The sequence below is a fragment of the Marinobacter manganoxydans MnI7-9 genome (assembly GCF_000235625.1).
GTDB lineage: Bacteria > Pseudomonadota > Gammaproteobacteria > Pseudomonadales > Oleiphilaceae > Marinobacter > Marinobacter manganoxydans.
Map to the genome: position 1 here is coordinate 41641 of NZ_AGTR01000001.1, position 19143 is coordinate 60783.

The following is a 19143-nucleotide window of genomic DNA, read 5'->3' on the forward strand; positions in this document are numbered from 1 at the left end:
CTACTCCTTCCCTGAATTCTGTTTGCGCAGACGCCGGATCTCTGCCCGTCGCCGACTGAAAAACTCACTGATCACCTGGCTACACTGATCTGACAAGACGCCGCCAACGGCGGTCACGTCCCAGTTCAGATGGGGCTCTTCGAGTGTCCGGCGTGCAGACTCTATTGCACCGGCCTTGGGCTCACGTGCCCCATAGACAAGCCGACTGATTCTGCCGTGGACGATCGCACCCACGCACATGGTACAGGGCTCCAGAGTAACGTAAAGCGTGGCATCCGGCAGCCGATAATTGCCCACCCGGGCGGCGGCATCGCGCAGCGCCCTGATTTCGGCATGGGCCGTGGGATCGCAACCGGAAATCGGCGCGTTAAAACCCGCGCCGATTTCCTTGCCATCCAGAACCACCACGGCACCGACAGGCACTTCGCCCTTTGCTGCAGCCTCACCAGCCAGCTGGAGCGCGCGATTCATCCAGCGCTTGTCTTCCGGCGTCGCCTCAGACATCGGACCGGCTCACCCGTCGATTATTCCCACTCGATGGTTGCGGGCGGCTTGGACGAAACATCGTAGGTCACCCGGGATACACCGGTGATCTCATTGATGATCCGGTTGGAAACGGTCTCAAGGAGATCGTAAGGCAGATGCGCCCAGCGGGCGGTCATGAAATCGATGGTTTCAACAGCACGAAGAGCCACCACGTATTCATAGCGACGGGCGTCACCTACCACGCCAACCGACTTGACCGGCAGGAATACTGCAAAGGCCTGGCTCGTCTTGTGGTAGAAATCCGCACGGTGGAGTTCCTCCAGGAAAATGGCGTCGGCGCGGCGCAGGATATCGGCATATTCCTTTTTAACTTCACCGAGAATACGTACGCCCAGACCCGGCCCCGGGAACGGGTGGCGGTACACCATGTCGTAGGGCAAACCGAGCTCCAGACCGATTCGGCGCACCTCATCCTTGAACAGCTCCCGCAGCGGCTCCACCAGCTTCATTTTCATGGTTTCCGGCAGGCCGCCCACATTGTGGTGGGACTTGATAACGTGGGCCTTGCCGGTCTTGGACGCAGCAGACTCGATCACGTCCGGATAGATCGTGCCCTGTGCCAGCCAGTTCACGTCCTTGATATTGGCCGCTTCATCGTCGAACACATCGATAAAGGTATTGCCGATGATCTTGCGCTTCTGCTCTGGATCATTGACCCCTTTGAGCTTCGACAGGAAAAGGTCTTCGGCATCAACCCGAATCACTTTGACGCCCATGTTGCTGGCGAACATGTCCATCACCTGGTCGCCTTCATGAAGACGCAAGAGACCGTTGTCCACAAACACACAAGTGAGCTGATCACCGATTGCCCGGTGCAGCAGTGCTGCCGTCACCGAGGAATCGACGCCACCCGACAAACCAAGCAATACCTTGTCGTTGCCCACCTGCTCGCGAATTTGCTGAACCGCATCATCGACGATCTTGGCCGGCGTCCAGAGGGCTTCGCATTTACAGATAGTCAGGATGAAATGCTCGAGAATCCGCTTGCCCTGGAGGGTGTGGGTTACTTCGGGGTGGAACTGGACGCCGTACAGGTTCCGGCTGAGATCCTGCATCGCGGAAATTGGCGCGCTCTCGGTGGAGGCCAGCAGCTCGAAGCCTTCAGGCATCGCCACCACCTTGTCACCGTGGCTCATCCACACGTCCAGCAGCGACTCACCAGCCGGCGTCAGATGATCCGTGATATCCGCCAGCAGCGGACCCTTGGCGCGAACCTTCACCTGGGCATAACCGAACTCGCGTTTCTCGGAACTGGCAACGCGGCCTCCAAGCTGCTCTGCCATAGTCTGCATGCCGTAGCAGATGCCGAGAATCGGGATACCACGGTCAAACAGCCCTTCCGGCGCCCGAGGACCGCCCAGCTGAGTTACCGACTCCGGACCGCCTGCAAGAATAATCCCCTTCGGATTGAACTCATTAAGCTCGTCATCGGTGATATCGAACGCTTTGATCTCACAGTAAACGCCGATCTCGCGAACACGACGGGCAATCAGCTGGGTGTACTGGGAACCGAAATCGAGAATCAGGATGCGGTGGTCGTGGATGTTCTGGGCCATGGAGTCCTCGGGGCTGAATAAACAACGCGGCCCTCTGGGGGCCGCGTCTGGTAGGGCAATGGTTAACCGATACGGTAGTTGGGCGATTCTTTGGTGATGGTCACATCGTGCACATGGCTCTCACGCATACCCGCGTTGGTGATGCGCACGAATTCAGGCTTGGTGCGCATTTCTTCCATGGTGGCGCTACCGGTGTAGCCCATGGCAGCCCGCAGGCCACCAACCAGCTGGTGAACGATGTTACGCATCGGACCTTTGCAGGCAACGCGGCCTTCGATGCCTTCAGGAACCAGTTTCTCGATACCCTTACTGGCGTCCTGGAAGTAACGATCGCTGGAGCCTTGCCCCATGGCGCCGATGGAACCCATGCCACGATAGGCCTTGTAACTGCGGCCCTGGAACAGCTCCACTTCGCCAGGTGCCTCATCGGTACCTGCCAAAAGGCTGCCGATCATGACGCTATGGGCGCCTGCGGCAATGGCTTTGGCAATATCACCGGAGAAACGGATACCGCCATCAGCGATTACCGGGACTCCGTGCTCTTTCAGCGCTGCGGCCACGTTGGAAACCGCAGAAATCTGGGGCACACCAATACCCGCCACAATACGGGTGGTGCAGATGGAACCGGGGCCAATGCCTACCTTTACTGCATCCGCGCCGGCTTCCGCCAGGGCGAGCGCCGCATGTGACGTGGCGATGTTGCCGCCAATCACCTGCACATCGGGGAAATTCTTCTTGATGAAGCGCACGCGTTCCATCACACCACGGGAATGACCGTGGGCGGTATCCACCACGATCACGTCGACCCCGGCTTCGGCCAGTGCGGTAATGCGGGCTTCGGTGTCGCCACCGGTGCTCACGGCCGCGCCAACTCTCAAACGACCCTGATCGTCTTTACACGCCAGCGGGTAATCTTTCGCCTTCTGGATATCCTTGACCGTGATCAGGCCGCGCAGCTCGAAGTTATCGTTAACGACCAGAACCTTCTCGATCCGATGGCGATGCAGCAGCTCTTTCACTTCCTCGAGACAGGCGCCTTCCTTGACCGTAACCAGCTTTTCCTTGGGCGTCATGATATCCCGAACCAGCGTGTCCATACGGCTTTCAAAACGGATGTCGCGGCCAGTGACGATACCGATCAGGTCGTGGCCGTCCACCACCGGAAGACCGGAGATGCTGTTCGCCATGGTGATATCTACCAGTTCGCGAACCGTTGTCTCGGGCGAAACTGTAATCGGATCCTTCACCACGCCACTCTCGAACTTCTTGACCTTGCGGACGGCTGCCGCCTGTTGCTCAACGGTCATGTTCTTGTGCATGATGCCGATACCGCCTTCCTGAGCCATGGCGATGGCCAATTCTGCCTCGGTAACGGTATCCATGGCGGAAGACAGAAGAGGAATGTTGAGGGTGATACCCTTGGTCAGCTGGGTTTGCAGGCTAACCTCGTGGGGCAGCACTTCTGAATATCCGGGAACCAGCAGAACGTCATCAAATGTGAGGGCTTCTTCGGCAATTCGCAGCATTGGGATCCGCCTTTTGATCGTGCTAAGTTGGGAATTTCCGTGCCGTACCCGCGGCGGTACGACAAAGCAAAATCCTTAATCGATCTATTATAATGGGGCTCTCGAAGACAGTAAACCGGCCCTTTTTTAAGGTTCGATTGCATCTTTTTGAAATTTCGCTATTTTTACCCTCCCTCTTTTCGGCTATTGCGTATGTATAACGACGGATCAGGACCGGCGACGCCGCATCTTCAGGACACCCGGCCCCGGGCACTCAGCGTCAGCGAGCTCAACCACCAGGCCAGACATCTTCTGGAATCGAGCTTTATGCAGGTGTGGGTGGAAGGTGAACTCTCCGGATTTTCTCGCCCCTCGTCCGGCCACTGGTATTTTTCCCTGAAAGACCGGAAATGCCAGGTGCGATGCGCCATGTTCCGGGGCATGAACCAGCGCATCCGCACACCACCGAAAGAGGGCGATCAGGTCCGGATCCGCGGCAAGGTCACTCTTTACGAGAACCGCGGCGACTTCCAGATTATCGTTGAACACGTCGAACCTGCGGGGCTCGGCGCCCTCCAACAGGCCTTCGAGGAGCTCAAGCAGAAATTGCTGGCCGAAGGACTGTTTGAACAGGCCAGCAAGAAACCGCTGCCCTCACTGCCCAGGCACATCGGTGTCGTCACCTCACCCACCGGCGCCGCGATCCACGACATACTCACCGTTCTCGCCCGGCGGTGCCCCGCTATACCCGTAACGCTCTACCCCACTGCCGTTCAGGGCAAGGCGGCGACCGCTGACATCGCACGAGCCATCGAAGCCGCACAGAACCACGGCGTTGCCGATGTCCTGATTATCGGCCGTGGCGGTGGCTCTCTGGAGGATCTCTGGTGCTTCAATGAAGAAGCGGTCGCCCGCGCGATTGCCGCTTGCCGGATCCCCACGGTCAGTGCGGTTGGTCACGAGGTCGATGTAACCATTGCCGATTTCGTGGCTGATCTTCGGGCCCCGACGCCCTCCGCGGCCGCCGAAAAGATTTCGCCGGACCAGTCAGACTGGCTTAAACAGCTAAGAGACCGGGAATTCCGCCTGTCCAACGCCATGGGCCTGGCCCTGAAGCGCCTGGGCACCCAGCTCGGACATCTGAGCGCCCGGTTGCGCGACCCAAGAAGGGAGCTTCTGGAGAAAGCCCAGCGAATGGATGAGCTCGAACTGCGCCTCCGTAAAGCTATTCGACAGCGCCTGACAACCGTTGGCGTGCGCAATGATCACCTGCGCCAGAGACTGGTCATGCAGTCGCCGCACCGCCAGCTCTCGGATAGCCAGGACGCGCTGCGGCGCGTGAGCGAGCGATTGGTTTCGGTCATGCAGCAGGACCTGAAACAGCGTCGCGACAACCTGGAACATGCGGCGCAGACTCTGAATGTGGTCAGCCCCCTTGCGACCCTTGGACGGGGTTATTCCATCGTGCGCGACAACAACGGAAACATTCTTCGGGATGCTTCAAACGTTAACCCCGGCGACACCATCTCAGCCCGCGTTGCACGGGGTGAAATGACTGCGAAGGTGACTTCGGTCAAATCTACAGAAGAAACTGGCCCCTAGACCCCCGAGACTAAGCCAATGGTCTACTAGTCCATGATTTCAAACGGCCTAAAGTTGTCAGGAAACGTATTAAAACAACAACAGGCACGATGAGGTGGAATGTATGGACTACCACTCAGAGTTCCGGCGGTCGATAGACAAACCGGACGAATTCTGGCGTGAACAGGCGGAAAAAATTGACTGGATCGAACCGCCGAAAACCATCTGGCAGCCAACCGACAATGGGCACGGGCAGTGGTTCCCCGACGGCACTCTGAACACTTGCGATGTGGCACTGGATGCCAACATCCGTGCAGGGCGTGGCGAACAGAAAGCCCTGATCTACGATTCTCCGGTTACCGATACCCAGCGCTCCTACACCTACAACGAGCTGACCGATGAAGTGGCCCGGTTCGCTGGAGCCCTCAAAGACCGGGGCATCACCAAGGGCGACCGGGTCATCATCTACATGCCGATGATTCCGGAAGCCGTCATTGCAATGCTCGGCTGCGCGCGAATTGGCGCCATTCATTCTGTGGTCTTCGGCGGCTTTGCAGCCCATGAGCTTGCGGTTCGCATCGATGACGCCAAACCAAAGGCTGTGATTACCGCTTCCTGTGGCATCGAAGTCACCCGTGTGATCGAGTACAAGCCCCTGGTCGACAAGGCCATTGATCAGGCCAGCCACAAACCGGAAACCTGCATCGTTTACCAGCGCCAACAGGTACAGGCCGAACTTCAGGCTGGCCGTGACCACGACTGGAACGAATTGATGGAAACGGCCGAACCAGCCGACCCGGTGCCCGTCAAATCAACAGACCCGCTCTATATTCTTTACACTTCAGGCACCACCGGTAAACCCAAAGGTGTGGTGCGCGACAACGGTGGTCATGCGGTTGCGCTGAACTACAGCATGAAGCTGGTCTACGACGCCAAACCCGGCGATGTTTACTGGGCTGCCTCTGACGTTGGCTGGGTCGTCGGCCACAGCTACATCGTCTACGCGCCATTGTTTGCGGGTTGCACGACCATCATGTACGAGGGCAAGCCGGTGAAAACACCGGATGCCGGCGCCTTCTGGCGAGTGGTTCAGGATCACAAAGTGAACATGCTGTTCACTGCCCCGACCGCATTCCGGGCCGTCCGCAAGGAAGATCCGGAAGCAGACCAGCTTTCACACTACGACATCAGTTCACTGAAAAGACTGTTCCTGGCCGGCGAGCGACTCGATCCCGCCACCTATGAGTGGCTGAAAGAGCACACTGGCCTGCCGGTTCTCGACCACTGGTGGCAGACCGAAACCGGTTGGGCCATTTGCTGCAATCCGGTGGGAATCGAGTTAATGGCGACCAAACCAGGTTCGGCAACCGTTCCCTCCCCTGGCTACAACGTGCAGGTAGTGGACATGAACGGCAGCCAGATGCCCGCCGGCGAGCAGGGTCAGATTGCTGTAAAACTGCCACTGCCACCCGGCTGTATGATGACAGTCTGGGGCGACGATGAGCGTTTCCGCAAAACCTACCTGGAACCGATATCGGGATTCTACAGCTCCGGCGACGGCGGCTTTATTGACGATGACGGGTACGTGTTCGTTATGGGCCGTACCGATGACGTTATCAATGTCGCTGGCCACCGGCTCTCTACCGGTGAGATGGAGGAAGTCGTCGCTTCCCACCCGGCCATAGCCGAGTGCTGCGTCGTGGGTGCGCACGATGATATGAAAGGGCAGATCCCCATAGGGCTGGTTCTGATCAAGGACGGCGCAACCATCGACCATGACGAACTGGAAGACGAGCTGGTGGAGATGGTTCGAGACAAGATTGGCGCCATCGCCTGTTTCCGCCGCGCCCTGGTGGTTGATCGCCTGCCCAAGACCCGTTCCGGCAAGATCCTCAGACGGGTCATCCGCCAGATTGCCGATGGCGAGGAATACGCGGTGCCCAGCACCATTGATGACCCTGCCATTCTGGAAGAAATCAGCGAGCAGTTCCGCCGCTGACAGAGCCACCGTGAAAGCTGCCCGCCCCGCCCGAACCGGGGGCGGGCAATTTTTGCCCAATCAAATCCCAACCTGTTGTTTTTGCCCGCAATAAAACCTTCACGAAAGCTGCAAAAATTTCGTTGACGCCCCCCAAAGTCGGTCTATACTGAAATTGCTGTGAAAATACAGCGGTATTTGGTGAATGCGTTTCAACGTCCTGCCGAAGTGCTCTTCGTTGCCCCTTCCTCAGTACTCTCTGGATTTCTCAGCAACGATTCCATGTGGAATTTTGAAGGTCCCGTGAGGGCAAATTACAGAAAGACAGGAAAGATCAATGTCCGATACTAAAACCGGCCACGTTAAGTGGTTTAACGAGTCCAAAGGCTTTGGCTTCATTGCTCAGGACGGTGGCAGCGACGTGTTTGTTCACTACAGCGCAATCAATGCAAGCGGTTTCCGCACCCTGACCGAAGGCCAGCAGGTGCAGTTCACCGTAACACAGGGCCCGAAAGGCCCGCAGGCGGAAAACGTTACCCCGGTCTAAGGGTATACGCTCCGTCCTTTGCCCCTCACGGGCATCGGAAAACCAACAAGCCGGCATTCGTGCCGGCTTGTGTCGTCAGGACGGACGGTTTTTCAGGCACCCGCCGATTCAGGTTCGGCTTCCGTCTCAGGCATTTCGATACCCACTGCCTGGGCGACTGCCGAAAACAAGGCCTGCAGGGTGGCAGATGTCGTGTCTTCGGCCAGTGCCGCAGCGCTGCAATGCATACCGTTTGCGGTCAAGCGAATACAGGCCAGTGCGTTGGCATTGGTGCCCTCACCCAGCGCAAACTCGTCGTAAGCCTCGACAGCAATGGAGATATCAAAGCGCATCTCCAGCGCCTCAGATACAGCCTCCACTGCGCCCAGCCCATGGCCATCCAGACGAACCGGCGATGCATCGCGACCCACCGACACCTCGGCATGCACACCCTCTTCGTCCCGGTGCAGGTCGTAGGAGCGCAGTGCCCAATCGGCGTGGACTTTCAGATAGCGATCCTCGAACAGGCGATGAATGGTCAGTGAGTCAATCTCGCCACCGTTGGTTTCCGCCTCTCTCTGGACCACCTTGCTGAACTCGATCTGCAACCAGCGTGGCAGACTGATGTTGTAATCCCGCTCCAGTACATAGGCGACACCGCCCTTGCCAGACTGACTGTTGATGCGAACCACTTCCTCATAGCGGCGACCAACATCGAACGGGTCGATGGGCAGATACGCGACGTTCCAGGTTTCGCCATCCTTGCGGCGCGCCAGACACTTGCGAATGGCATCCTGATGGCTGCCTGAGAAGGCGGTGAACACCAGTTCGCCGGCGTAGGGATGGCGTGGATGGGTGGAAATCTCCGTACAGGCCTCGACCACTTCGGTGATCTCTGCCATGCCCGACAGATCCAGCGTGGGATCAATGCCCTGGGAGTAAAGGTTCATGGCCATGGTCACCAGATCCATGTTGCCGGTGCGTTCACCGTTGCCCATCAATGTGCCCTCGACCCGATCGGCCCCTGCCATTACCGCCAACTCGGCGGCGGCCACGGCACAGCCGCGATCATTGTGGGTATGCACGCTGATGCTGATGTGTTCACGGCGCCGGATGTTGTCGCAGATCCACTCGATCTGGTCCGCAAACACGTTGGGTGTCGCCATTTCAACGGTGGCAGGCAGGTTGATAATCATCGGCTGGCCCTCTTCCGGACGCCAGACCTCACTCACGGCATCAATCACTTCCGCGGCGAAATCCAGCTCGGTACCGGTAAAGCTTTCCGGTGAATACTGGAACGTCCACTCGGTCTCCGGGTGGCGCGCGGCGATGTCACGAACCAGTTTGGCACCATTGACGGCAATGTCCCTGATACCGTCACGATCCAGACCAAACACCTGCTCCCGCTGAACCGTGGAAGTAGAATTGTAGACATGCACGATTGCCTTTCGGGCGCCGGCCAATGCTTCATAGGTACGCTCGATCAACTCAGGACGGGCCTGGGTCAGCACCTGTATTTTCACATCCTCAGGGATGCGATTTTCTTCAATCAGCTTGCGGCAGAAATCGAAATCCGGTTGGCTGGCAGCGGGAAAGCCAATCTCGATTTCCTTGAAACCCAACTTCACCAGCAATTCGAACATCCGCGTTTTCTGGGCAACAGACATGGGCTTCACCAGTGCCTGATTACCATCCCGAAGATCTACGGCACACCAGGTTGGCGCCTTCTCGATGACCTTGTCCGGCCAGCGACGGTCGGTTTTGGCAACAGGTTTGAACGCAACGTATTTGCGATGATCGAAAGCCATGCGTGTAATTCCTTGCGGTTTCAGAAGTGAATTCTTTGATGGGTACAGGTTAACGCGAAAAAGCTGGTATTTGATTGCGAACTTGAGCGGGGAAGCGTATTTTCTAACCTATAAATTGCTTGATAAACGCCATTCTTGGAATTTTATGACCGAAAACAAGAAAACCCTCGCCAAAATTGACAAGATGGACCGCCGAATTCTCGAACAGATCCAGCAGGATGGCTCCCTGACCAACCAGGAACTGGCAGAGAAAGTCGGGCTATCCCCTTCGCCCTGTCTCCGTCGTGTGCGGGCCCTTGAGGATGCCGGTATCATCGTCAGAACCGTCACCATTCTGGACCACAAGAAACTTGGCCTTTCTCTGACGGCAATCATTCTGATTGGCATGGATCGGCATACACCCGAGCGTTTCGCGGCGTTTGAAGAGCAGGTTGCCGAGTACCCGGAGGTGCAGGAGTGCTACCTGATTACCGGCCAGGACGCCGATTACATGCTGAAGGTGGTGGTACCGGACATGGACCATTACCACCATTTCCTGCTGAACCGAATTACCCGCATTCAGGGCGTCAGCGGCGTGCACTCCAGCTTCGTGCTCCGGCGAGTAATCGACAGTACTGCCCTGCCATTGGGGTACCTTTCCTGACTCAGGCGACGAACTCGCGGACGTAAGCCCTTGCCATGCATTTGAGCTCCTCCACCAGTTGTCGACCCTGGGCGTCGGGCAGAGTTACCGCCAGCCGCAGGACAGTGCCGGCGGACCTTGGCAGCAAAAGGCTTGCGGTCCAGCGCCGATCATCAGGAATCCGGGGACACTCCTCTTTGAGTTTCCGGTCCAGATCGCGGGCGTTGGTGTACAGCTCTCTCAGATCCAGCTCCCTCAGCTCAGGCATTGCCTCTACACCACTCCAGATCGCCGAGTAGGCAGGCTCGTGGCGATAGAACTCATAAAACTGATCGATGAGAACGTCTACCGCATCGCTGAGGTTCAGTTCCTGCAACCGTTCCCGCAGAGCACGCTCCATCTTCTCCACCTGCTGTTCGGCAATGGCATGGACGATGGCCGCCTTGTTGGGAAAGTAGCGGTAGAGAGAAGCCAGCGACATACCCGATTGTCGGGCAATGGCTGACATGCTCGCAGCATCGACACCGGTCTCATGAAAAATGGCGGCGGCATGGCGAAGGATGGTGTTGACGCGCTCCCGGCTGCGGGCCTGAACCGGCCGGCGCCGCGGGGCGACATCAATAGATTCGTCGGTCATCATCTGTACCTTGTGCAACAGGCTCCGTACAATAATGGCCACTTTACGACAAATAAAGGCTCCGGCGGGCCAACCGCCGCCTGTCCATTAGTCTAACACTTCAGATTTATTACAAACGGAAGACACGATGCGAGCAAGCCGCTACCTGATTGCCACCCAGAAAGAGACCCCCGCCGACGCCGAGATCATCAGTCATCAGCTGATGTTGCGTGCCGGCATGATTCGCAAGCTGGCCGCCGGACTATACACCTGGTTGCCAATGGGCCTGCGTACCCTGCGCAAGGTCGAGCGAATCGTTCGCGAAGAAATGGACAAGAGTGGCGCTCAGGAAGTGTTGATGCCTGCGGTCCAGCCGGCCGAACTCTGGGAGGAATCCGGACGCTGGACCCAGTACGGCGGCGAACTGCTGCGTATGAAAGACCGTCATGGTCGTGATTTCTGTTTCGGACCGACCCACGAAGAGGTCATTGCCGACCTGATCCGGAATGAGATCAGCAGCTACAAGGAGTTGCCAGCCAACTTCTACCAGGTTCAGACCAAATTCCGGGACGAGCGTCGCCCCCGGTTTGGCGTGATGCGCGCCCGGGAATTCCTGATGAAGGACGCTTATTCCTTCCATCTGAACGCCGAGTCCCTGAACGAAACCTACGAATTGATGCACCGCACCTACTGCGCCATTTTCGACCGTTTCGGCCTGGATTACCGTGCTGTACAGGCGGACTCCGGCGCCATTGGTGGCAGCGCATCCCACGAGTTCCATGTGCTCGCATCTTCGGGTGAAGATGACATCGTGTTCAGCACCGGGAGCGATTACGCAGCCAACATCGAGAAAGCAGAGGCAGTAGCCCCGAGCGGCACCCGCCCTGCTCCGGCCGAGGAAATGAAGGAAGTCGCCACGCCGGACCAGAAAACCATCGAGGCGGTATCACAGCTGCTGGGCATTGACGCCACCCGCACGGTTAAAACCCTGCTGGTGAAGGCGGAAGCTGACGAGGACGGCAACTCCGGGCTGGTTGCACTGGTTCTGCGGGGCGATCACACCCTGAACGAGATCAAGGCCGAAAACCTGGCCGGCGTTGCCGAGCCTCTGACAATGGCCACCGATGAGGAAATCGAACAGGCTGTCGGCTGCAAGCCCGGATCTATCGGACCGGTAAACCTCAACGTGCCCGTTATTGTGGACCGCAGTGCCGCGCATCTGGCTGACTTTGTCTGCGGCGCCAACCGGGAAGGCTTCCACCTTACCGGCGTGAACTGGGAGAGAGACGCTGCGCTTGAACGGATGGAAGACCTGCGCAACGTGGTTGAGGGCGACCCCAGCCCGGATGGCAAGGGCACTCTGGAGATCCGGCGCGGCATTGAAGTGGGCCACATCTTCAAACTTGGCAACAAGTACAGCACTGCCATGAACGCCACGGTTCTCGATGAAAACGGCAAAACCGTGATTATGGACATGGGCTGTTACGGCCTGGGTGTTTCCCGGGTTGTTGCCGCAGCCATTGAACAGAACCACGATGAAAACGGCATCATCTGGCCCGATGCCATTGCGCCTTTCCAGGTGGCCATTGTTACTCTGAACGCCCATAAGTCACCGACCGTTGCCGAGGCCGGCGAAAAGCTTTATGAACAGCTACGCCAGGCCGGTTACGATGTGCTTCTGGACGACCGCAAAGAGCGCCCGGGCGTGAAGTTTGCCGATATGGAATTGATTGGTATCCCGCACCGGTTCGTGGTTTCCGAGCGTGGTCTGGCAGCCGGAACCCTGGAGTACAAGGGCAGAAAGGATGCGGAAAAACAGGATGTACCGGTGGCTGAAGCGCTGCCATTCCTGGTCAACGCATCGCCCCGAAAAGGGCTCTGATCGCTGTCCGCATGCGCGGACAAGCCTCTGACGGCACTTGCATAAAGCAGTGCCGTCAGGGATTTTCCCTTCCCGAACCACCCACAATCCCTGGCTCCATTTCCAGGGTGACACCGAACCGGTCAACGACTGACTGACGAACTTCTCTGGCAAGCTCCAGTATGTCGGCACCTGTGCCGCCCGAGTGGTTAATCAGCACCAGCGCCTGTCGGTTATGCACGCCCACCCGGGCATTCCGGAAGCCTTTCCAGCCACTTTGATCGATCAGCCACGCCGCTGCCAGTTTTACCCCCTGCTCCTGAGGATAAGCCACAATATCCGGGTGCCGCTCGCTGAGTGCCTCGAACGTTACTCCGTCAACCACCGGGTTCTTGAAGAAACTTCCGGCGTTCGGAATCATATCCGGGTCCGGCAACTTTCGTCGGCGAATGGCCATTATGGCCTCTGCCACATGCAAAGGGTCGAGGGCGGTTTCCGCTGTATCACCGAGGTACTCCCGGAGATCCCGATATCCGAGCACCAGAGCACGTGAGCGGGACAGGCCCAAACGGATTTCGGTGATCACATAGCGACCCGGCGTCTGTTTGAAGAGGCTGTCGCGGTAGGAAAAACGGCACTGGGCGTTATTGAGAACAACCAGCTCACCCGAATTGCGATCCAGTGCGGTGACGGATTCCAGGCAATCGCCGAGCTCAACACCATAGGCACCAATATTCTGGACGGGCGCCGCTCCGGCCGTGCCCGGGATAAGCGCCAGATTCTCGATACCGCGATAACCGGCCCGGGCAGCATACAGGACCGCCTCATGCCAGTTTTCACCCGCACCAAGCACCAGGGTCGCCCTGTGGTCCTCAATGTGCTCCCAACGGCGGCCACGAATCGCCAGACGCACCACCAGCCCCGCGAAGTCACCCGCGAACACCAGGTTACTGCCGCCCCCCAGAATCAGGACTTCCTGATCCTCTGATGAGGCCCAGTCCAGAGACCTGACCAACTCATCTGAGGTGTGAACTTCGACATAAAAACGGGCTTTGGCCGGCACGTGCAGGGTATTCAGCGCCTCCAGCTCTATGTTTTCCCGAATTTCCGGCTGCTGACTCAAGCCAGGCGCCCCCGGATGTCCGCCAGCAGGCCCTCGCCGGCTTCCTGAATCAGGTCAAGCACGGTTTCAAAACCTGCGTCACCACCGTAATAGGGATCTGGCACTTCCTGATGGGCCGACTGACCGAACTCCAGAAACAGGGCTGGCCGGGTGCCGCCATTTTGATGCCATACGTCCTTGATGTCCGCCAGGTTCTGGCGATCCATCACCAGCACGTAGTCAAAGGTGTCCAGATCCTCCGGACTGAACTGGCGGGCCCGTAATCCACTGATGTCGATACCCCGGCGCCGGGCAGCCTCCTGGGCGCGGGCGTCAGGAGTCTTGCCAATGTGCCAGTCACCGGTGCCGCAGGAGTCGATGTGAACCTGATCTGCAAGGCCCGCCTGCTCCACCAGTGAGCGAAACACACCTTCAGCACTGGGCGATCGACAGATGTTGCCCAGGCACACGAAAAGAACGTTTACCGGTTCAGCCATTCTCGCTATTCCTCTTCTCCAGCCAGCCTCGGACCCTGTGCAAATCGGCGTCGGTATCAACGCCGCCCGGCGGGTTGACGGCGGCCACATCCACGTGAATACGGGCACCATTATAGAGAGCCCTCAACTGTTCCAGAGATTCGGTTACCTCGGTCGGCGCAGGCGCCCAGCTGACAAACTCGGCCAGGACGGAAGCACGGTAACCATAGATGCCGATATGCCGGAAATATCCGACATTATCCGGCAAGGCAGCGTCCAGCCCCGTCAGAGGTGTGCCCTCCTGCCACTGGTCCCGGGCCCACGGGATCGGCGCACGGCTGAAATAATGGGCGATCCCCCTGTGATCGAACACCACCTTGACCACATTGGGATTGAACACGTGCTCCGGATCGTGGATCCGCTCACACAGTGTGGCAATGGCGACTTCAGGATAAAACTCCAGATTGTCGGCCACCTGGTTGATCAGTTCGGGCGGGATCAGGGGCTCGTCACCCTGCACGTTAACGACCCGATGATCCGGACCGAAACCCAGCACCCGTGCAACCTCCTCAAGACGGTCTGTGCCGCTGGCGTGATTGAGTGATGTCATGACCACTTCTGCACCGAAGCCTTCGCATGCGGTCCGGATCCGATCATCGTCCGTGGCGACAACGACCCTGTCTGCACGGCTTTCCGCGGCACGCTCACAGACATGCTGGATCATCGGCTTGCCGGCAATGTCTGCCAGAGGCTTGCCCGGAAGGCGGCTGGACGCATAGCGGGCCGGAATCACAACGGTAAAAGACATTTAGTAACCACCTGGCTGACTTGGGTTTAGCGCTTGTGCAGACGCTCATCAGTAGAGAGCGTCCGGGCTTCGGTAGCCAACATCACAGGAATCCCCTCGCGGATCGGGAACGCCATGGCGTCCTGGTAACAGACCAGCTCGGTTCTGTCCTCGTTGAGTTTCAGATCGCCCTTACACACCGGACAGGCCAACAGCGCCAACAGTTTTTTATCCATGTTGCTTACTCACTTGATATCAGGAAGTTAACGGCTCGGAACATTGGCGAACCCGGGCCAGAAACGCGTCCCGGAACGGTCCCGGCAATCTGGCCTCAACGGTGAGGCTCCAGGCATTATCGGGTGCAAATTCCCGGCATTTCACCGCGTCTTTTGCGGTCATGACTATCAACTCATCGGTATCACTGTTCAGATCCTCGGGACGGAAACGATGGTGATCCGGAAAGGCCGCTTCGGTAACATCGGCGCCAAGGGTTCTGAGTGTATCGAAAAACCGGGCCGGGTTTCCGATCCCGGCCACAGCCCTCACGGCCTTGCCCCTGAGATCGCCAACCGCTCTCGACTCCCCTGTTTTCAGGTGAACGAGGGTTGCAGGCTCAAGAATCATGGAAAATATCGCAGGGTGGTCAATGCCAACAAAGCTTTCCATAGCCTGCTCTGAAAGCTCTTTGCCATTTACAATAACAAAGTCTACAGAAGCCAGTCGCGAAACCGGCTCCCGAAGCGGGCCAACGGGGATCAAGGCGCCGTTACCGATGCCCCTTTGTCCATCAAATACCGACAGCTCCAGGTCTCTGGGCAACTTGTAGTGTTGAAGGCCGTCGTCACAAATCAGCACATCACCCAGGTTTTTCTCAAGAGCGTAATCGGCGCCCCGTCGGCGGCGCGGATCAACAACAACCGGGCACCCGGTGCTCAGCGCCAGCATGACAGGCTCGTCACCGGCTTCGGAAGGACTGGTCTCCGCCGCAACTTCCAGCGGGTACTGGCCAGCATCGCCACCATAACCCCTGCTGAGAATAACCGGCCGCCAGCCATCGGATGCCAGTGCGGAAACCAGCCAGGCGGTGAGCGGCGATTTGCCGGTTCCACCGGCAGTGATGTTGCCAACCACAATGACCGGAACCGGGAGCGACGCATCTCTCGCATCCCAGGCGGCCCGACGGCGGGCTTCCGCGATGCTCCGGTACAGCCAAGACAGCGGTGCCAGAAAAGCCAGAGGGCGCTTCCTTCCATACCAGAGACGCTCAACCAGCGAACTCATGGCAGATTGCACCGCGCTCATGACTGCTCGCTGAACTGCATCTGGTGCAATTGAGCGTAAGCGCCGCCAGCGGCAAGGAGTTCGTCGTGGCGGCCGGATTCGGCGATGCGGCCATTGTCCATCACCAGGATTCGGTCCGCTTTCTCGATGGTGGACAGGCGATGCGCAATAACCAGAGTGGTACGGCCCTGCATAACCGTTTCCAACGCTTCCTGGATATGGCGTTCAGATTCCGTATCCAGCGCCGATGTCGCCTCATCAAGGATCAGAATCGGGGCGTTCTTGAGCAGCGCCCGGGCGATGGCGAGCCGCTGTCGCTGCCCACCGGAAAGCATGACGCCGTTGTCACCGATCATGGTATCCAGCCCCTCGGGCATACGGTCAATAAATTCGAGCGCATGAGCCTTGGCGGCGGCCTCGCGGATTTCTTCGCGCGTGCAGTTCCGGAGAGAGCCATAAGCTATGTTGGCCGCGATACTATCGTTAAAAAGCACTACATTCTGGTTCACGAGTGCAATCTGGGACCGAAGCCCTTTCAGGGAAAACTCCTTTAGCGAATGCCCATCGATACGAATGTCACCGCCGGTGTATTCATAGAATCTTGGAATGAGACTCACCAGGGTGGACTTTCCGCTCCCTGAACGACCGACAAGTGCCACACTCTGACCGGCAGGAATGCTAAAGGAGATACCTTCCAGAACATTATCGAGCTGATCCCGGTACCGAAAGGCCACCTCATCAAACTCGATGTCGCCCTCAACGCGATCCGGCGAATACGTACCCGGATCCTGTTCCGGCGATTCGTCGATTGTTTCGAACACATCGTAAGCGGCTGCAACGCCCTTCTGGATCTTGGCGTGAACAGAGGTAACCTGACGGATGGGCTTGGCCATGGTCGTCGCTGCCGTAATGAATGCTACCAGCTGACCCGTGGTCATCTCACCGCGAATTTCAGGCGCCAGCATCATCCAGACCAATCCGGCAATGGCGATGGCCACCAGTACCTGAATCACCGGAACACTGATCGCCTGAGTGGATGCCATCTTCAAACTTTGCTTGAGGTTTCTATTGTTAACCTCTTGAAAACGAGCACGTTCATAATCCTCACCACCAAAGGTGCGAACAACGCGATAGCCGGTAATCGATTCAGAGGCCACATGGGTTATATCGCCCATCGAGCCCTGGATCCGCTGACTGATCTTGCGGAAGCGTTTGCTGGCATAGCTTACAACCGCGGCAATGAGCGGCCCCACCGCCAGGAAAATCAGCGTGAGCTTCCAGTTGGTATAAAACATGTAACCCAGCAGACCGACAATGGTCAGACCTTCGCGGAGCGTGATGGTCACGGCGTTGGTCGTCGCCTCCGCCACCTGCTCGACGTTAAAGGTAAGCTTGGACACCAGCCGTCCCGCCGCGTTGTCATCGAAATAGCGGGAAGGCAGTGTCATCAGTCGATCAAACACATCGTTACGAAGCGCATTGATGACCTGACGCCCGACATAGCTGATGAAGTACTGGCTCAGGAAGGTGCCCAGCCCACGGAATGCGAAGACGCCAACGATAACCAGCGTCAGCATCAGACGATTCTGCTCGGTCGGATTCTCGATCGCCGCAATGACGTATTCCATGGCTGCCGCCATACCAGTCGATGCAGCGGCATAGATAATGTTGCCGAGTACTGCAAGGGAGAAGGCCAGCAGGAACGGCTTTACATAAGCGAGAAGGCGCTTGTAGGTATCCCAACTGCCCGCCGGCAGGCCGGCCGCAGGGTCTGGTATAGGCTCGGACACCTTCACTGGCTATCAGCCTCCCGCTCGGTAGTAATGCTGAGCTTGGCAAATCCGAGACGGCCGGCAACGTCCATGGCACGCACCACAAATTCATGGGGTGTGCGGGCGTCAGCGGTAATGATGAACGGAAGCGAGTTATTGCCTTCAGCCAGTTCACGGACACCCCGCTCAAGGGTCTCCCGCCGATTATTGACCAATGTGCGGTCGTTCAGGATGTACTGCCCCTCGGCATTGATCACCACGTCGATCTGCTGCACTTCGGATGCCGGCGCAGGCTCGCCACTGGCCTCAGGCAATTCAACCTGCAGATGGCTCTCGCGGGTAAAGGTCGTGGAAACCATAAAGAAAATCAGCAGCAGAAACACCACGTCGATCAGTGGCGTCAGGTCTACCCCGACTTCCTGGCTCCTCTGGCGCTTGAACTTCACGGCGTTCAGGCTCCTTCCACGTCGATTTCGCGGTCTCCGTGCACTACCTCAACCAGCTTGATCGCTTCCTGCTCCATACCGACGACCAGCTCATCCACTCTGCGGATAAAATAACGGTGGCAGATAAGTGCCGGGATGGCGACGCTCAGGCCCGCAGCCGTTGTGATCAGCGCTTCAGAAATACCACCGGCAAGGTTGCCGGCGTTGCCGACCCCGGCCAGCTGGATCTCGGCGAATACCTTGATCATGCCAATGACAGTACCAAGCAGCCCCAGCAGAGGGGTGATCGTCGCGACGGTGCCCAGCGGATTGAGGAAACGCTCCAGATCATGGATGACCTGGCTTGCCTCGTGCTCGATGCTCTCTTTCATGATTTCGCGGCCATGTTTGGCGTTAAGCAGGCCACCGGCAAGAATCCGGCCCAGGGGCGATGACCCCTGCAGGGCTTTCAGTTTCCGGCCATTGAGTTCTTTCTTCTTGATCCAGCGCCATAACTCATTGATGGTCTGGGGGGGCGCGACCCTGGAGGCGCGAAGGGTCCAGAAACGCTCCAGAATGATGGCCAGCGCCAGAATGGAGCAGGCAACAATTGGCACCATCAGAATGCCACCGGCTTTCAACAGCTCGAACACGCTTGGTCTCCCTGATTGTTTGCAAGCCGCGCTACTTTAGCATAGCTA

Annotated in this window: 18 protein-coding genes; 5 read left to right on the forward strand and 13 right to left on the reverse strand. The window is 58.0% G+C overall.

What is annotated here, in order from left to right; all coding sequences use genetic code 11:
• The 3 genes from tadA to guaB form a co-directional block, all read right to left on the reverse strand.
• Complete coding sequence (gene tadA / locus KYE_RS00155) at nt 1-504, reverse strand: tRNA adenosine(34) deaminase TadA (RefSeq protein ID WP_008169147.1); 504 nt, start codon at nt 502-504, stop codon at nt 1-3.
• A gap of 20 nt (nt 505-524) precedes the next feature.
• Entirely contained in the window at nt 525-2102 is a 1578-nt protein-coding gene (guaA, locus tag KYE_RS00160; protein ID WP_008169149.1) for a glutamine-hydrolyzing GMP synthase, read from the reverse strand.
• Nucleotides 2103-2164: 62 nt separating this feature from the next.
• On the reverse strand, nt 2165-3628 hold the full coding sequence (gene guaB / locus KYE_RS00165) for an IMP dehydrogenase (RefSeq protein ID WP_008169151.1): 1464 nt from the start codon (nt 3626-3628) through the stop codon (nt 2165-2167).
• A gap of 192 nt (nt 3629-3820) precedes the next feature.
• Here guaB and xseA point away from each other — a divergent pair, with 192 nt between their 5' ends.
• The 3 genes from xseA (at nt 3821) to KYE_RS00180 (ending at nt 7713) form a co-directional block, all read left to right on the forward strand.
• Nucleotides 3821-5209: an exodeoxyribonuclease VII large subunit gene (xseA, locus tag KYE_RS00170; protein ID WP_008169153.1), complete on the forward strand. Its 1389-nt coding sequence runs from the start codon at nt 3821-3823 to the stop codon at nt 5207-5209.
• A gap of 103 nt (nt 5210-5312) precedes the next feature.
• A complete protein-coding gene (locus KYE_RS00175; protein ID WP_008169154.1) occupies nt 5313-7187 on the forward strand; it encodes a propionyl-CoA synthetase in 1875 nt (624 codons plus the stop codon).
• Nucleotides 7188-7503: 316 nt separating this feature from the next.
• Nucleotides 7504-7713 (forward strand): cold-shock protein, encoded by a 210-nt coding sequence (locus tag KYE_RS00180; protein WP_008169155.1) that lies wholly within the window; start codon nt 7504-7506, stop codon nt 7711-7713.
• Between the two features lie 92 nt (nt 7714-7805).
• Here the strand turns inward: KYE_RS00180 and leuA are convergent, their stop codons facing one another.
• On the reverse strand, nt 7806-9500 hold the full coding sequence (gene leuA / locus KYE_RS00185; protein WP_008169156.1) for a 2-isopropylmalate synthase: 1695 nt from the start codon (nt 9498-9500) through the stop codon (nt 7806-7808).
• Between the two features lie 145 nt (nt 9501-9645).
• Between leuA and KYE_RS00190 the strand changes: the two genes are divergently transcribed.
• Nucleotides 9646-10143, forward strand: a complete 498-nt coding sequence (locus KYE_RS00190; RefSeq protein WP_008169158.1) for an Lrp/AsnC family transcriptional regulator — start codon at nt 9646-9648, stop codon at nt 10141-10143.
• A gap of 1 nt (nt 10144) precedes the next feature.
• Here KYE_RS00190 and KYE_RS00195 read toward each other — a convergent pair whose 3' ends face one another.
• Complete coding sequence (locus tag KYE_RS00195; protein ID WP_039881747.1) at nt 10145-10759, reverse strand: TetR/AcrR family transcriptional regulator; 615 nt, start codon at nt 10757-10759, stop codon at nt 10145-10147.
• A gap of 127 nt (nt 10760-10886) precedes the next feature.
• On the opposite strand from KYE_RS00195, the gene KYE_RS00200 reads away from it, so the two are divergent.
• Nucleotides 10887-12620 (forward strand): proline--tRNA ligase, encoded by a 1734-nt coding sequence (locus tag KYE_RS00200; protein WP_008169162.1) that lies wholly within the window; start codon nt 10887-10889, stop codon nt 12618-12620.
• Nucleotides 12621-12675: 55 nt separating this feature from the next.
• Here KYE_RS00200 and murB read toward each other — a convergent pair whose 3' ends face one another.
• The 8 genes from murB to KYE_RS00240 are packed head-to-tail and all read right to left on the reverse strand — an operon-like array spanning nt 12676 to nt 19095.
• The gene (murB, locus tag KYE_RS00205; RefSeq protein ID WP_008169164.1) at nt 12676-13722 is read right to left on the reverse strand and encodes a UDP-N-acetylmuramate dehydrogenase; all 1047 of its coding nucleotides are present in this window, start codon (nt 13720-13722) and stop codon (nt 12676-12678) included.
• Entirely contained in the window at nt 13719-14198 is a 480-nt protein-coding gene (locus tag KYE_RS00210; protein WP_008169166.1) for a low molecular weight protein-tyrosine-phosphatase, read from the reverse strand. Before KYE_RS00210 ends, murB begins: the two co-directional genes overlap by 4 nt.
• Complete coding sequence (kdsB, locus tag KYE_RS00215; protein ID WP_008169168.1) at nt 14191-14985, reverse strand: 3-deoxy-manno-octulosonate cytidylyltransferase; 795 nt, start codon at nt 14983-14985, stop codon at nt 14191-14193. The genes KYE_RS00210 and kdsB overlap by 8 nt, the downstream gene beginning before the upstream one ends.
• A gap of 26 nt (nt 14986-15011) precedes the next feature.
• Nucleotides 15012-15200 carry a Trm112 family protein gene (locus KYE_RS00220; RefSeq protein ID WP_008169170.1) on the reverse strand — a complete coding sequence of 63 codons (189 nt, stop codon included), beginning with the start codon at nt 15198-15200 and terminating at the stop codon, nt 15012-15014.
• Nucleotides 15201-15219: 19 nt separating this feature from the next.
• A complete protein-coding gene (gene lpxK / locus KYE_RS00225) occupies nt 15220-16266 on the reverse strand; it encodes a tetraacyldisaccharide 4'-kinase (RefSeq protein ID WP_008169172.1) in 1047 nt (348 codons plus the stop codon).
• Nucleotides 16263-18041 (reverse strand): lipid A export permease/ATP-binding protein MsbA, encoded by a 1779-nt coding sequence (msbA, locus tag KYE_RS00230; protein ID WP_008169174.1) that lies wholly within the window; start codon nt 18039-18041, stop codon nt 16263-16265. Before msbA ends, lpxK begins: the two co-directional genes overlap by 4 nt.
• A complete protein-coding gene (locus tag KYE_RS00235) occupies nt 18038-18463 on the reverse strand; it encodes an ExbD/TolR family protein (RefSeq protein ID WP_008169176.1) in 426 nt (141 codons plus the stop codon). Before KYE_RS00235 ends, msbA begins: the two co-directional genes overlap by 4 nt.
• Nucleotides 18464-18468: 5 nt before the next feature.
• Entirely contained in the window at nt 18469-19095 is a 627-nt protein-coding gene (locus KYE_RS00240; RefSeq protein WP_008169179.1) for a MotA/TolQ/ExbB proton channel family protein, read from the reverse strand.
• Nucleotides 19096-19143 lie beyond the last annotated feature (48 nt).

Coding starts and splice junctions, on each gene's coding strand:
- tadA (WP_008169147.1), bottom strand. CDS start 504: ATGTCTGAGGCGACGCCGGAAGACAAGCGCTGGATGAATCGCGCGCTC.
- guaA (WP_008169149.1), bottom strand. CDS start 2,102: ATGGCCCAGAACATCCACGACCACCGCATCCTGATTCTCGATTTCGGT.
- guaB (WP_008169151.1), bottom strand. CDS start 3,628: ATGCTGCGAATTGCCGAAGAAGCCCTCACATTTGATGACGTTCTGCTG.
- xseA (WP_008169153.1), top strand. CDS start 3,821: ATGTATAACGACGGATCAGGACCGGCGACGCCGCATCTTCAGGACACC.
- KYE_RS00175 (WP_008169154.1), top strand. CDS start 5,313: ATGGACTACCACTCAGAGTTCCGGCGGTCGATAGACAAACCGGACGAA.
- KYE_RS00180 (WP_008169155.1), top strand. CDS start 7,504: ATGTCCGATACTAAAACCGGCCACGTTAAGTGGTTTAACGAGTCCAAA.
- leuA (WP_008169156.1), bottom strand. CDS start 9,500: ATGGCTTTCGATCATCGCAAATACGTTGCGTTCAAACCTGTTGCCAAA.
- KYE_RS00190 (WP_008169158.1), top strand. CDS start 9,646: ATGACCGAAAACAAGAAAACCCTCGCCAAAATTGACAAGATGGACCGC.
- KYE_RS00195 (WP_039881747.1), bottom strand. CDS start 10,759: ATGACCGACGAATCTATTGATGTCGCCCCGCGGCGCCGGCCGGTTCAG.
- KYE_RS00200 (WP_008169162.1), top strand. CDS start 10,887: ATGCGAGCAAGCCGCTACCTGATTGCCACCCAGAAAGAGACCCCCGCC.
- KYE_RS00210 (WP_008169166.1), bottom strand. CDS start 14,198: ATGGCTGAACCGGTAAACGTTCTTTTCGTGTGCCTGGGCAACATCTGT.
- kdsB (WP_008169168.1), bottom strand. CDS start 14,985: ATGTCTTTTACCGTTGTGATTCCGGCCCGCTATGCGTCCAGCCGCCTT.
- KYE_RS00220 (WP_008169170.1), bottom strand. CDS start 15,200: ATGGATAAAAAACTGTTGGCGCTGTTGGCCTGTCCGGTGTGTAAGGGC.
- lpxK (WP_008169172.1), bottom strand. CDS start 16,266: ATGAGCGCGGTGCAATCTGCCATGAGTTCGCTGGTTGAGCGTCTCTGG.